This window comes from Streptomyces tricolor, assembly GCF_002155905.1.
Lineage (GTDB): Bacteria > Actinomycetota > Actinomycetes > Streptomycetales > Streptomycetaceae > Streptomyces > Streptomyces tricolor.
Genome location: NZ_MUMF01000003.1, coordinates 1 through 13,266, shown reverse-complemented (window position 1 = coordinate 13,266; position 13,266 = coordinate 1). Strand labels below are relative to the sequence as shown.

The 13,266-nt window shown below is 72.2% G+C and carries 13 protein-coding genes; 10 read left to right on the top strand and 3 right to left on the bottom strand.

The genetic code is table 11. The features are described from left to right. The 5 genes from CCN44_RS00220 to CCN44_RS00200 form a co-directional block, all read left to right on the top strand. A partial coding sequence (locus CCN44_RS00220) for a phosphatase (protein WP_086696551.1) occupies positions 1 to 756 on the top strand: 756 nt, incomplete at its 5' end. Positions 757 to 885: 129 nt separating this feature from the next. Beyond that, positions 886 to 1,098, top strand: coding sequence for a helix-turn-helix domain-containing protein (locus CCN44_RS00215; RefSeq protein WP_121791081.1), 213 nt, complete (start codon positions 886 to 888; stop codon positions 1,096 to 1,098). A gap of 135 nt (positions 1,099 to 1,233) precedes the next feature. Beyond that, a complete protein-coding gene (locus CCN44_RS00210; RefSeq protein ID WP_003948845.1) occupies positions 1,234 to 1,332 on the top strand; it encodes a 30S ribosomal protein bS22 in 99 nt (32 codons plus the stop codon). Between the two features lie 185 nt (positions 1,333 to 1,517). Further along, entirely contained in the window at positions 1,518 to 2,579 is a 1,062-nt protein-coding gene (locus CCN44_RS00205) for an NAD-dependent epimerase/dehydratase family protein (protein ID WP_059251679.1), read from the top strand. A gap of 14 nt (positions 2,580 to 2,593) precedes the next feature. Beyond that, on the top strand, positions 2,594 to 3,670 hold the full coding sequence (locus tag CCN44_RS00200; RefSeq protein ID WP_059251681.1) for a lysophospholipid acyltransferase family protein: 1,077 nt from the start codon (positions 2,594 to 2,596) through the stop codon (positions 3,668 to 3,670). Between the two features lie 72 nt (positions 3,671 to 3,742). Here CCN44_RS00200 and CCN44_RS00195 read toward each other — a convergent pair whose 3' ends face one another. The 3 genes from CCN44_RS00195 to CCN44_RS00185 form a co-directional block, all read right to left on the bottom strand. Beyond that, positions 3,743 to 4,978, bottom strand: coding sequence for a DUF5667 domain-containing protein (locus CCN44_RS00195; RefSeq protein WP_086696550.1), 1,236 nt, complete (start codon positions 4,976 to 4,978; stop codon positions 3,743 to 3,745). 235 nt (positions 4,979 to 5,213) lie between these two features. Further along, the gene (locus CCN44_RS00190) at positions 5,214 to 6,002 is read right to left on the bottom strand and encodes an ECF subfamily RNA polymerase sigma factor, BldN family (protein WP_059251689.1); all 789 of its coding nucleotides are present in this window, start codon (positions 6,000 to 6,002) and stop codon (positions 5,214 to 5,216) included. A gap of 348 nt (positions 6,003 to 6,350) precedes the next feature. After that, positions 6,351 to 7,271, bottom strand: coding sequence for an HAD family hydrolase (locus tag CCN44_RS00185; protein ID WP_079081089.1), 921 nt, complete (start codon positions 7,269 to 7,271; stop codon positions 6,351 to 6,353). A 138-nt stretch (positions 7,272 to 7,409) separates the two neighbouring features. Here CCN44_RS00185 and CCN44_RS00180 point away from each other — a divergent pair, with 138 nt between their 5' ends. The 5 genes from CCN44_RS00180 to CCN44_RS00160 all read left to right on the top strand — a co-directional run bounded on the left by CCN44_RS00180 (position 7,410) and on the right by CCN44_RS00160 (position 13,143). Beyond that, positions 7,410 to 7,682 (top strand): glutaredoxin family protein, encoded by a 273-nt coding sequence (locus CCN44_RS00180; protein ID WP_059255159.1) that lies wholly within the window; start codon positions 7,410 to 7,412, stop codon positions 7,680 to 7,682. Positions 7,683 to 7,962: 280 nt separating this feature from the next. Then, positions 7,963 to 8,739, top strand: coding sequence for a redox-sensing transcriptional repressor Rex (locus CCN44_RS00175; RefSeq protein ID WP_086696549.1), 777 nt, complete (start codon positions 7,963 to 7,965; stop codon positions 8,737 to 8,739). Further along, positions 8,736 to 10,442, top strand: a complete 1,707-nt coding sequence (locus CCN44_RS00170; protein ID WP_059251695.1) for a glutamyl-tRNA reductase — start codon at positions 8,736 to 8,738, stop codon at positions 10,440 to 10,442. Before CCN44_RS00175 ends, CCN44_RS00170 begins: the two co-directional genes overlap by 4 nt. Then, on the top strand, positions 10,439 to 11,434 hold the full coding sequence (gene hemC, locus CCN44_RS00165) for a hydroxymethylbilane synthase (RefSeq protein WP_059251697.1): 996 nt from the start codon (positions 10,439 to 10,441) through the stop codon (positions 11,432 to 11,434). The genes CCN44_RS00170 and hemC overlap by 4 nt, the downstream gene beginning before the upstream one ends. Next, on the top strand, positions 11,431 to 13,143 hold the full coding sequence (locus CCN44_RS00160) for a bifunctional uroporphyrinogen-III C-methyltransferase/uroporphyrinogen-III synthase (RefSeq protein ID WP_059251700.1): 1,713 nt from the start codon (positions 11,431 to 11,433) through the stop codon (positions 13,141 to 13,143). Before hemC ends, CCN44_RS00160 begins: the two co-directional genes overlap by 4 nt. Positions 13,144 to 13,266: the final 123 nt, after the last annotated feature.

The following is a 13,266-nucleotide window of genomic DNA, read 5'->3' as shown; positions in this document are numbered from 1 at the left end:
GCGACCTCGCGGGAGGCGAGCCTGCGCAGCTACCGGCTGTTCGCCGCGCGGGATCCACGGGCGCTGATCGGGATCGATCCCGAAGGGACCTGGGGAGTCCGGGACGTGCTCGCGTTGATGGCGGAGAGGTGCGGGGTTTCGGCCGATCCCCGGTACACGTCCGGACCGGATGTGATCGACCCGGAGCGGACGCTCGCCGCGCTGGACGCCTTCGCCGGACGGCTCCGGGAGGTGGCCCGGCGCGGTGCGCCCGTGCTGTTCGGCACCGGGCACCCGCAGCGGCTGCTGGGGTTCTACGCCCGTCTTGCGGACGCTTTGTCGGCGGCGGGATGTGATGTCCTCACCCCGGCGCAGGGTCGCTGTGTCGACATATTGACCCGGTTCGGCCTACGTACTCATCGCCTCGACTACGTACGAGGGGTTGCCCTGGTGCGGGATCCGGCGAGCGAGCGCCCCGGTTGTGAGCCGGGTGTCCACAGCCACTCGCCGCTCCCGGTTCGGGTCGCGCTGGACGCCGCGGCGGCGGCCGGCGGGCCGCTGCCCGAGCTGGTCGTCGGCGACCACGGATGGGTCTGCGGCGCTGGTCAGCTGGGGTTCGAGGCCATCGGTCTGGCCGACACCGACGATCCCGCGCTGTTCGTGGGGGAGGCCGAGGGGCGGGTGTCCGTCGCCGTTCCGGTTGATGACGCAGTGCGGTCTGGTCACTACCGGCCGCTGGCCCGCTACGTACTCAATCGAGCGTGTCTGTCACAGTAGGCCGCCGATGGGTGCACCTCTTCCCCACTCGCATCACCCGCCCCTAGTCTGGGGAGTGAGCACGCAACGACGAAGAGTCACCGGAAGGGGAAGCCGGTGGCCGTCGAGTGCGGAAGGTTCAGGTGTGTCATGGCTGCAGCTGGCGAGAGGCCTCTGAACGAGGTTCAGTTCCTTACCGTGGCGGAGGTCGCCTCGGTGATGCGAGTGTCCAAGATGACCGTGTACCGCCTGGTGCACAGTGGTCATCTGCCCGCGATCCGGGTGGGACGGTCGTTCCGCGTCCCGGAGCAAGCGGTCCACGAGTACCTCCGCGACAGCTATGTGGGGGTGGAGACGGCCTGACGACGACCCCCGGGTGGCCCCGGGGTGCCCCCTCGATTACGACCTCGGCGCTCGGTTGGGTAGGCTAGCCCCTCGTAGGTCGTGTGGGCCCATGGCGCCCAACAACCGAGTCATGAGAAGTGAGCGAGGGTAGTCGTGGGCTCTGTTATCAAGAAGCGGCGCAAGCGGATGGCCAAGAAGAAGCACCGCAAGCTGCTCAAGCGCACGCGCGTTCAGCGTCGTAACAAGAAGTAATCGGCGCCGCGAGAGCGTAAGCCTGTGGCCCCCCACCAGCAGTGGTGGGGGGCCACAGGCATATACCGATGGGGGAAATTCCGTCGCCCGGTGCACCTGCGGTCATCACAGCGCGGCATCGACCGGCTAGGTTGGCCGCAACGGGGAACGCGGGATACCGGTTACGCGGAAGGAAGGCGCTGATCTTGGGAAGGGTCGTGCTCGTCACCGGAGTGGCCCGGCAGCTGGGCGGCCGGTTCGTGCGGCGGATCCAGCGGGACCCGGAGGTCGACCGTGTGATCGCGGTGGACGCGGTGCCGCCGGCGCACCATCTGGGCGGAGCCGACTTCATCCAGGCCGACATCCGCCAGCCGACCATCGCCCGGGTGCTCGCCGAGACCGGCGCGGACACCGTCGTCCACCTGGACGTGACCGGTACGGCCCTGGGCGGCGGCAGCCGGGCCACGGTCAAGGAGACCAACGTCATCGGCACCATGCAGCTGCTCGGCGCCTGCCAGAAGTCGCCGACCGTGCGGCGGCTGGTGGTGAAGTCCAGTACGAACGTCTACGGCTCCGCCCCGCGCGATCCCGCGGTGTTCACCGAGACCACCCCGCCCAAGTCGCTGCCCAGCGGCGGTTTCGCGAAGGACGCCGTCGAGGTCGAGGGCTATGTGCGCGGATTCGCCCGGCGGCGCCCGGACGTCGCCGTGTGCGTGCTGCGGTTCGCCAACATCCTCGGCCCGGCCGCGGACACCCCGCTCGCCTCGTACTTCGCGCTGCCCGTCCTGCCGACCGTGTTCGGCTACGACCCGCGGCTCCAGTTCGTGCACGAGGACGACGTCATCGAGGTGCTGCGGATCGCCTCCCACGAGCCGCGCCGGGGCACCCTCAACAGCGGCACCTTCAACATCGCCGGGGACGGCGTGCTGCTGCTCTCGCAGTGCTCCCGGCGGCTCGGGCGGCCCACCGTGCCGCTGCTGCTGCCCGCGGTCACCTGGGCCGGCTCCCTGGTGCGCACGCTCGGTATGACGGACTTCTCGCCGGAGCAGATCCGGCTGCTCACCCACGGGCGGGTGGTGGACACCGTCCAGATGCGCGAGACGCTGGGCTTCACGCCCCGCTACACGACGGCCGAGGCCTTCGCGGACTTCGCGCGCGGCCAGGCCCCCGGGCTGGTGCCGCCGGAGACCCTCGCCGGGGCCGTGGACCGGCTCGCCGCCCTGACCGCGAGGGCAGGCGGCCACCCCCAGACGCACAGCGCCAACTGAGGAGAGCGGCAACGATGGCGGACGCCAAGGTCATTCCGTTCGACGACGACCGGTCCCGCGGGAGCGCCGCACAGCGCCAGCCGCGGCGGCGCGGCGGGGGGAGCCGGCGCGGCGCGCTCGGGGAGCCGGGCGAGCGGGGCGCGGTCCAGCCCCTGCCGGGCCGGGAGCGGGCGCGGGAGGAGGGGCGGACGAGCCCCGGGGAGGAGCCGCGGGAGACGGCGGAGACCGGCGGTGGCCGGGACGGCGGGGACGGCGGTCTGGAGCGGCGGGTGGCGGCCGGGCTGGCCTTCCTGCGGCGCCGGCTCACCGGGGACTACGAGGTCGACGACTTCGGTTACGACGAGGAGCTGACCGACCAGGTCCTGATGTCGCTGCTGCGGCCGGTGTACGAGAAGTACTTCCGGGTCGAGGTGAAGGGCGTCGAGAACATCCCGGCCGAGGGCGGGGCGCTGATCGTCGCCAACCACTCCGGCACGCTGCCGCTGGACGGCCTGATGATGCAGGTGGCGGTGCACGACCACCACCCGGCCGGGCGCCACCTGCGGCTGCTCGCCGCCGACCTGGTCTTCGTGCTGCCGGTGGTGAACGAGCTGGCCCGCAAGCTGGGGCACACGCTCGCCTGCGCGGAGGACGCGGAACGGCTGCTGGGCCAGGGCGAGCTGGTCGGGGTGATGCCGGAGGGTTTCAAGGGCATCGGGAAGCCGTTCAGCGAGCGGTACAAGCTCCAGCGGTTCGGGCGGGGCGGGTTCGTCTCCACCGCGCTGCGGCAGGGGGTGCCGATCATTCCGTGCTCGATCGTCGGGGCGGAGGAGATCTACCCGATGATCGGCAACGCCAAGACGCTGGCCCGGCTGCTGGGCTTTCCGTACTTCCCGCTGACGCCGACGTTTCCCTGGCTCGGGCCGCTGGGGGCGATTCCGCTGCCCACCAAGTGGACGATCCAGTTCGGCGAGCCGATCCCCACCGACGGCTATCCGCCGGAGGCCGCCGAGGATCCGATGCTGATGTTCAACCTGACCGACCAGGTGCGGGAGCAGATCCAGCACACGCTGTACAAGCTGCTGGTGCAGCGGCGGTCGGTGTTCTTCTGATCTTTCCCACGCGCAGCATGAGGGGCGCCCCTGCTCGGAAAGGGGCGCCCCTCAGGTTGTGGGTGCGGGGCGCTAGTCCGCGTCCTCGCTGTCGATGCCCAGGCCCGGGAGCAGATCCGGGATGAGCGGCGGAATGGTGACGTCCGGCTGGCCCGTCGGGGACTTGCCGATCGACGGCTCGCTGCCGTCGGGCCCGGTCTTCGGCGGGTCGAGCAGGCCGCCCGTGTCGCCGCCGATGAGGCCCTCGCCGCTGTTGCCGGTGGCCGAGCCGCTCGGGGTACCGCTGCCGGAGTGCTTGCCGGCGGACGGGGTGCTGCCGGCCGAGGCGGGCGGGTTCGACCGGTGGCTGCCGGAGGAGCCGGTGGACGCCGTGCCGGAGCTGCCCTGGCGGCTTCCGTCACCGTGCCGGGCCGGCGGCTGCGGAAGCAGGGACTGCAGCGGGGCGACCTCTTCGTCTATGGCGTCGAAGACGGAGGACACCTGCTGTTTGACGTCGCCCAGCTGCATGGGCAGCTTGTCGCTGAGCGCGCTCCAGGCCTGGCGGTGGGACCGGGAGAACGTGGACAGCGCCTGGATCGGACCGAGGGAGTCCGGGTCGGCCTCGTAGGCCGCGTGGAGCAGGCGGTGGCCCTCGGTGACGTCGTGCTGCATCCCGGCGAGGGTGCGGCGGATCTCGCCGATGGACTCGTGGTCCAGGTGGCCGCCCCGGCCGCGCTCCAGCAGCCGGCGGGCCTCGCTGAGCCGGGTGGAGGCCTGGTCGAGGTAGGTCTGGCCGCGCTGGTCGTCGCCGTCGGTCAGGTAGTTGAGCTTGAAGTCCTCGATGCCGCGCTTCAGGCCGTACAGCGAGTCGCCGGGCAGGGCGTCGGAGCTGGCGGCGGCGACCCCGCCGAAGGCCCCGGCGGCCACGCCCACGCTGAGCCCGCCGGCCGCGAGGCCCTTGGACAGCCTGGTGCGCGGGCGGAACTTGCCCAGTGGGCTCGCCCGGTGCGCGCCCTTGCCGCGGTGCTGGCGCTGTTCCGGTACCGACGCGTCCGCCGCCCCCGTGCCTTCCTGGAGCATGGCCTCCATCGCGGCCACCAGCTGGGCCCGTTGGACGACCTTGACCTCCGGGTCGAGCTGCGGCTTGGGCAGCGCGCCGAGACCTGCCGCCAGGGCCAACAGCTCGCCCTGTTCGGACCGTTCCTCGGCGGTCGGCGGGGATCCCGCCGGCACTGCGGACTGCTCGGCCGCCGTGTCCCGGTCGGACTGCTCGTCCAGGGCCTGGGCGAAGGCGTTCGCCCGCCGGTGCGCCGATACGTTCGCGATCACTGGCGGCACCTCCTCTCGTCATGACGGTCGACTCCCCAGGGGGTCCTGAGGGTTGCACGCCCCCGACCACTGCCACACGATCGAGCGATCGGGGAGGGCCAGGACGTGACCACAGGGAGCCTGTATCCCGCACAACGACTGGCGCGGCACTTGGGTTACGGACGGCGGATGATCGGATCAGAAAGGCAACGGCGCTTCACTGTACGTGAGTTGGGCGTCGCCCTGGGTCGCGGGGTCAGCGGGCGTCGTCCGGCAGCAGCCGGGCCAGGGTGCGTACGGCGCGGTACTGGAGGGTCTTGATGGCGCCCTCGTTCTTGCCCATGACCCGGGCGGTCTCGGCGACCGAGAGGCCCTGGAGGAAGCGGAGCGTCACGCACTCCTGCTGCTGCGGGTTGAGCCGCCGTACGGCGTCGAGCAGGGCGGCGTTCGACAGGGACTCCAGGACGGAGTCCTCCGGGGAGCGCTCGACCTCGTTGGCGTCGAGCATCTCGCCGGTGGTGACCTCCAGCCGGAAGCGGCTGGACTTGAAGTGGTCGGCGACCAGGTTGCGGGCGATGGTGACCAGCCAGGCGCCGAAGTCGCGGCCCTGCCAGGTGAAGGTGCCGATCCTTCTGAGCGCCCGCAGAAAGGTCTCGCTGGTGAGGTCCTCGGCGGTGGCCCGGCCGCCGACGCGGTAGTAGATGTACCGGTAGACGGTGTCGCTGTACTGGTCGTAGAGCCGCCCGAAGGCCTCGGCCTCCCCCGCCTGGGCGCGTTCGACCAGGTCCATCATGCGGGCGCTGTCGCTGTCGGCGGCCGGGCGGCGGGCGGTGGCCGCGCCGGTGGCACGCCCTCGTCTGCCGACGGCGGCGCTGCCGTCGGCCAGTGCGTAGCACGGGCCCGCGGGCGCGGCGGCGGCGAAGGCGGGGACGGCTGGGACGGCGTACGCGGTGGGGACGAAGCCGCGCAGCGTCTCTTTGACCGTCGCGACCGTTGCGCGCAGCGTAGCCAGGCCCGAGGCGTCAACCCCGACGTGTGGGTACACGGGACTCCCAGAGGCAGAGCTTCCATCACGTGCAGTGCGGAACCGTTCACCCGTCGTAGCGACGGAGGGGTACCGGATTGCGTCTGAGGAGAATAACGCTTCGTACAGGCGCTGCTACACCGAGTTGCTCAAATCATCGATTGCGTCGCTTCTATGGCCGTTTGATGGCGGGACAAGTTCCGCAAGTTGATCGCTTGTTGACCGGAAAACGGCGTGTTTCGGTGAAGTGCGGGGCGTGTTGAACGTGGTGATGTACATGCGCGTTCAAAGCGCGCGAGAAAGCCCCCCGAAGGGGCGCGGGGAACTGGGTGAACGGCCGCGGACGGCCCGCGGCCGGGTGCGGGCCCGCTAGCGCCGGCGGCGGCTCAGCGCGATGGCCGCCGCCGTGCCGCCGGCCACCGCGCCGACTCCCGCCGCCGCCGGGATGCCGACCTTCGCCGCCTTGCGGCCGGTGCGGTAGTCCCGCAGGCGCCAGTCCTTCTCCCGGGCGTGCCTGCGGAGCTTGGCGTCGGGGTTGATGGCGTAGGGGTGGCCGACCAGGGACAGCATGGGGATGTCGTTGTGGCTGTCGCTGTAGGCCGCGCAGCGGGAGAGGTCCAGGCCCTCCGCGGCGGCCAGCGCGCGGACCGCCTCTGCCTTGGCCGGGCCGTGCAGCGGCTCGCCGACCAGCTTGCCGGTGTAGACGCCGTCCACGGACTCGGCGACCGTGCCGAGCGCGCCGGTCAGGCCGAGCCGGCGGGCGATCACCTGGGCGATCTCCACCGGGGCTGCGGTGACCAGCCACACCTTCTGGCCGGCGTCCAGGTGGGCCTGGGCGAGGGCGCGGGTGCCGGGCCAGATGCGGTCGGCCATGTACTCGTCGTAGATCTCCTCGCCGATCGACTCCAGCTCGGCGACCCGGTGGCCCTTGACGATCGACAGGGCCGAGTCGCGGGCGTCCTGCATGTGCTCCGGGTCCTCGACGCCGGCCAGCCGGAACCACGCCTGCTGCCAGGCGAACCTGGCCAGGTCGCGGGTCTCGAAGAACTTCCGCTTGTACAGTCCCCGGCCGAAGTGGAACAGCGCGGCGCCCTGCATGACCGTGTTGTCGAGGTCGAAGAAGGCGGCGGCCCGGTCGTCGCCGATCACCGGGAACTCCGGTTCCTCCGGCGTGGCGCGCGGGGCCTCCTGCGAGGACTTGCGGGCGGCCTCCGCCGAGGCCTCGCCTGCCAACACGCTCCGCGCCGTGGCGGAGCGCCTACGGGGGGTGAGCCATCCGAGAGCGGCCATGACGTGAGCATAGCCAGTCTGTTCGGTGGTTCCGGCGTCGCGCGGTTGGCGCGCTGTGAACTCTGCTTGACCGAGCCGTTAAAGAAGCGATCCGGAATGCGATCCGGAACGGGCACGGAGAGCGCGAGAATGGCCGGTATGAGTCCGCTCTTCCGACGCAGGGCCGAGCCGCGCGCGCGGCTGGTCACCCTCATCCGCAAGCCCGGCTGTCATCTGTGCGACGACGCGCAGGCCGTGATCGAGAAGGTGTGCGGCGACCTCGGCGTGCCGTGGGAGCCGAAGGACATCACGGAGGACCGGGAGCTGCACGACCGCTACTGGGAGCAGATCCCGGTCGTGCTCGTCGACGGTGAACAGCACACCTTCTGGCGCGTGAACGAGGAGCGGCTGCGCCGTGCACTGACCGACTAGTCCAAACTGGCCGGAAAGTCGCTTAGGATCGTCGGCGGTTTGGTCTCGGGGGCGGGATTCGTGAGGAGAGTGTGCGGTTTTGCCCCCAGTAACGAAGGAACGCCGATGCGTATGCGCCGGTTCCCGCCGTGGGCGCGAAACCTGCGTGACCCCGGTCACTTCTGCCGGGCAAATCGGACACCATCTTTGTGCACGCGTTCACAAAGACATAGCCTGCTGTCGACGGGGCGGTCTGGGGACGTATGACCGCCTGCAGCCCCGCTCTACCCGCAGGAGCACCGTGGCAACTGGCCGAACACACCGACCGGCGACCCGTAGCCGAGGGATTCCCGAGGCCACCGTCGCCCGGCTTCCGCTGTACCTCCGAGCCCTGACCGCGCTGTCGGAGCGTTCGGTACCCACGGTCTCCTCCGAGGAGCTGGCCGCGGCGGCGGGGGTCAACTCCGCGAAGCTGCGCAAGGACTTCTCGTACCTGGGCTCCTACGGAACGCGCGGTGTCGGCTACGACGTGGAGTATCTCGTCTACCAGATCTCCCGCGAACTCGGCCTGACCCAGGACTGGCCGGTTGTGATCGTCGGTATCGGTAACCTCGGCGCCGCCCTGGCCAACTACGGCGGCTTCGCCTCCCGTGGCTTCCGGGTCGCCGCGCTCATCGACGCCGACCCGGCGATGGCCGGCAAGCCGGTCGCCGGCATCCCGGTGCAGCACACCGACGACCTCGAAAAGATCATCAAGAACAACGGGGTCTCCATCGGTGTGATCGCCACCCCGGCCGGCGCCGCCCAGCAGGTCTGCGACCGGCTCGTGGCCGCCGGGGTGACCTCCATCCTGAACTTCGCGCCGACCGTGCTGTCCGTCCCTGACGGCGTCGACGTGCGCAAGGTCGACCTCTCCATCGAGTTGCAGATCCTCGCCTTCCACGAGCAGCGCAAGGCCGGCGAGGAGACCGCCGTGGGCGACGGGGCGCTGCCCGCCGCCACCGGCCGTGGGGTGGCCGCCGGCGATTCCGCCGACCAGGGGCCCGACGGGGACGTCCCCGCCGTGATGCCGGCATGAGCCTCCTCGTCGTAGGCCTCAGCCACCGCAGTGCCCCGGTCAGCGTGCTGGAGCGGGCCGCGCTGAGCGCGGACGCCCAGATCAAGCTGCTCCAGGACACGGTCGCCGCCGAGCCCGCCACCGAGGCCGCGGTGCTCGCCACCTGCAACCGCATCGAGCTGTACGCCGACGTGGACAAGTTCCACGCCGGTGTCGCCGAGCTGTCCACGCTGCTCGCCCAGCACAGCGGCGTCGGCCTGGACGAGCTGACCCCCTACCTCTACGTGCACTACGAGGACCGGGCCGTCCACCACCTGTTCTCGGTGGCCTGCGGGCTGGACTCGATGGTCGTCGGCGAGGGCCAGATCCTCGGCCAGATCAAGGACTCCCTGGCCCGCGCCCAGGAGCTGCACACCGCCGGCAAGCTGCTGAACGACCTGTTCCAGCAGGCCCTGCGGGTCGGCAAGCGCGCCCACTCGGAGACCGGCATCGACCGCGCCGGCCAGTCCCTGGTCACCTTCGGCCTGGAGCAGCTGGCCGCGGGCGGGGACGTCCGGGCCTGGGCGAACGGCCGGAAGGCGCTGGTCATCGGCGCCGGGTCGATGTCGTCGCTGGCCGCCGCGACCCTCGCGCGCGCCGGAGTCGCCGAGGTCGTCGTCGCCAACCGCACCTTCGAGCGCGCCGAGCGGCTCGCCCTCCTGCTCGAAGAGCAGTACGGACACAGCCTGGCCGAAGGCGAGGACACGCGCGGTGTGACCGCCCGCGCGGTGCCGATGGACGCGGTGGCCGACGAACTGACACGTGCCGACGTCGTCGTCTCCTGCACCGGCGCGACGGGCCTGGTGCTCACGGCGGAGGCGGTCGCGCACGCGGTCGAGGGCCGCACCGGCGCCCCCGCCGCCGACAGCGGTGTCCCGGCCGTGAAGCCCGCGCCGCCCCAGCGGCCCGCCGGCCTCGCCGCCGACGAGAACTGCCCGCTGGACCTGGCCGCCGTGCAGCCCGGCTTCTCCCTCATGGGCGAGGCCGCCGTGGCCGGCATGGACGCGGCCACCCTGGAGCAGCACGCGGCCTGGGTGGCGGGAGGCGCGCCGGCCCGCCGGGAGCGCCGTACGCCCGAGGCGGACGCCGAGCTGATCACCGCGCTCGCCGCGACCGCCGCCACCGTCGGCCGGATCCCCGAGCGGCGCCGGCCCGAGCCGGTCGCCGAGCGGCCCGCGCCCTTCTTCTTCCTGCTCGACCTGGCCATGCCGCGCGACATCGACGCGGCCGTGCACCGCCTCGCCGGGGTCCGGCTGGTGGACATCGAGTCGCTGGCGGAGGCGTCCGCCGACGCGCCGATGGCGGCCGACGTGGACCAGGTCCGGCGTATCGTCTCCGACGAGGTCGCGGCCTTCGGCGCGGCACAGCGGGCGGCGCACATCACGCCGACCGTGGTCGCCCTGCGCACCATGGCCGCCGACGTCGTCGCCAGTGAGATCGCCCGCCTCGACGGACGCCTGCCCGACCTGGACGAACGCCAGCGCGGCGAGATCCGCCAGGCCGTGCACCGGGTCGTCGACAAGCTGCTGCACGCGCCGACCGTACGGGTCAAGCAACTCGCGGCCGAGCCCGGCGGCGCCGGGTACGCGGACGCGCTGCGCACCCTGTTCGACCTCGACCCCGAGACGGTGGCCGCCGTCTCCCGGGCCGGGGACAGCACAGACGAGAAGGACCGACCCGCATGACTGAGAAGGCGTTGAGGCTGGGGACCAGGCGGAGCAAACTCGCCATGGCCCAGTCCGGGCAGGTGGCGGAGGCCGTCCGCCAGGTGACCGGGCGGCCCGTCGAGCTGGTCGAGATCACCACGTACGGCGATGTCTCCCGGGAGGCGCTCGCGCAGATCGGCGGCACCGGAGTGTTCGTCACCGCGCTGCGGGACGCGCTGCTCAAGGGCGAGGTCGACTTCGCGGTTCATTCGCTCAAGGACCTGCCGACCGCGCAGCCCGAGGAGCTGGTCCTGGCCGCCGTACCGGTGCGCGAGGACCCGCGGGACGTGATCGTCGCGCGGGACGCGCTGAAGTTCACCGACCTGCCGCGGGGCGCCCGCGTCGGTACGGGTGCGCCGCGCCGCATGGCGCAGCTGAACGCGTACGCCCGCGCCCACGGCCTGGACATCGAGACGGTCCCGATCCGCGGCAACGTGGACACCCGCATCCGGTACGTCCGCGACGGCGAGCTGGACGCGGTCGTCCTGGCCGCCGCCGGACTCCACCGGATCGGCCGGATCGACGAGGTGACCGACTTCCTGTCGGTCGACACGGTTCTGCCCGCCCCCGGCCAGGGGGCCCTGGCGATCGAGTGTGCCGCGGACAACGCGGACCTGATCGCCGCGCTCGGCGAGCTGGACGACCCGTTCACGCGGGCCGCCGTCACCGCCGAGCGGTCACTGCTCGCCGCCCTGGAGGCCGGTTGCAGCGCACCTGTGGGCGCGCTGGCCGACCTTCCCCCACTCTCGGCTCCGTTCGAGCGGGGGGACCCCCATGCCGACGGGCAGATTGTCAAGGAAATGCGCCTGCGCGGCGTCGTCGGTACGACCGACGGCACCCGCATGGTGCAGCTGTCCACCACCGGTCCCGTGCCCCAGACGCACGACCGGGCGATGGCACTCGGTCGCGAACTCGCCGCCGAGATGCTCGCCCAGGGCGCGGCCGGTCTGATGGGGGAGCGAGCACAGTGAGCCCCACCGCCCTTCCTGCCGCCGGTCCGGAACACGGGCACGTCACCTTCCTCGGTGCCGGACCCGGAGATCCGGGACTGCTGACTCTGCGCGCCGTGGAGGCGCTGTCGACCGCGGACGTCCTGGTCGCCGAGCACGAGGTGCTCGATGTGATCCGGACGCACGCGCGGCCGGGCGTCTCCGTGGTGCCGACGGACGCGGACTCCTCTGCGGTGTCCCCGCCGGGCACGGGCACGCCCCAGCTGACGGTGGTTGACGGCACGTCAACACCCGTCGCTGTCCCGGCTGCTGCGCGGGATGCCGCTCATCTTGTCATGGAGGCCGCGCGGGGCGGCAGGCGGGTCGTCCGTGCGGTGTCCGGGGACCCGGGCCTCGACACGTACGCGGCGGAGGAGATGCTCGCCTGCGCCGCGGCCGGGGTGCCCTTCGAGGTCGTCCCCGGTGTCGCGGCGGCGGTCGGCGTACCCGCGTACGCCGGTGTGCCGCTGCGGGACGCCGAGGGCGCGGACGTCCGGTTCGTGGACGCCCGTACCGCCTCGGACCGGTGCTGGACGGAGGTGGGGGCGTCGGACGGCACGGTGGTGGTGTCGACGACCCTGGACTCCGTGGCCGCGGCGGCCGGCGAGCTGGTCTCGGCGGGCCGCAAGCCGGACACCCCGCTGACGGTGACGATCGCCGGTACGACGACCCGGCAGCGGACCTGGACGGCGACGCTGGGCACGATCGCGCAGACGCTGAAGCAGGCGAAGGTGCTGCCGTCGCCGGACGGCGGCCGGCCGGTGATAGCCGTGGTCGGCGAGCGTTCCGCCGCCGACCGGCGCGACCAGCTGTCGTGGTTCGAGTCCAAGCCGCTGTTCGGCTGGAAGGTGCTCGTGCCGCGGACCAAGGAGCAGGCGGCGTCGCTCTCCGACCAGCTGCGCTCCTACGGTGCCGTGCCGCACGAGGTCCCGACGATCGCGGTGGAGCCGCCGCGCACGCCCCAGCAGATGGAGCGGGCGGTCAAGGGCCTGGTGACGGGCCGGTACGAGTGGATCGCCTTCACGTCGGTCAACGCGGTGAAGGCGGTGCGGGAGAAGTTCGAGGAGTACGGCCTCGACGCGCGCGCCTTCGCGGGCATCAAGGTGGCCGCGGTGGGCGAGCAGACGGCGAAGGCGCTGATCGCCTTCGGCGTGAAGCCGGACCTGGTCCCGAGCGGCGAGCAGTCGGCGGCGGGCCTGCTGGAGGACTGGCCGCCGTACGACCCGGTCTTCGACCCGATCGACCGTGTCTTCCTGCCCCGTGCCGACATCGCGACCGAGACCCTGGTCGCCGGTCTGATCGAGCTGGGCTGGGAGGTCGACGACGTCACGGCCTACCGGACCGTGCGGGCCTCGCCGCCGCCGGCGGAGACCCGGGAGGCCATCAAGGGCGGCGGCTTCGACGCGGTCCTCTTCACGTCCTCCTCCACGGTCCGCAACCTGGTGGGCATCGCGGGCAAGCCGCACAACGTGACGGTGATCGCGTGCATCGGCCCGGCCACGGCCAAGACGGCCGAGGAGCACGGGCTGCGGGTGGACGTGATGGCTCCGGAGCCGTCCGTGCACAAGCTGGCGGAGGCGCTGGCGGACTTCGGCATGAAGCGGCGCGCTGCCGCGCTGGAGGCCGGCGATCCGGTGACGCGGCCGAGCGAACGGCGGCCGGGGGCACGCAGGCGTCGCTCGACGACCTGAGCCGCCCGAGCCACCAGGGGGCTCCGCCCCCTGGCCCCCCGGCCCTCGCCTACCTGCCGTGCCGTTCTCGGTGGCCGGCTGGGCGGGACGGGTGGGCGAGCCGCGTCGTACGCCCTGCCGCCG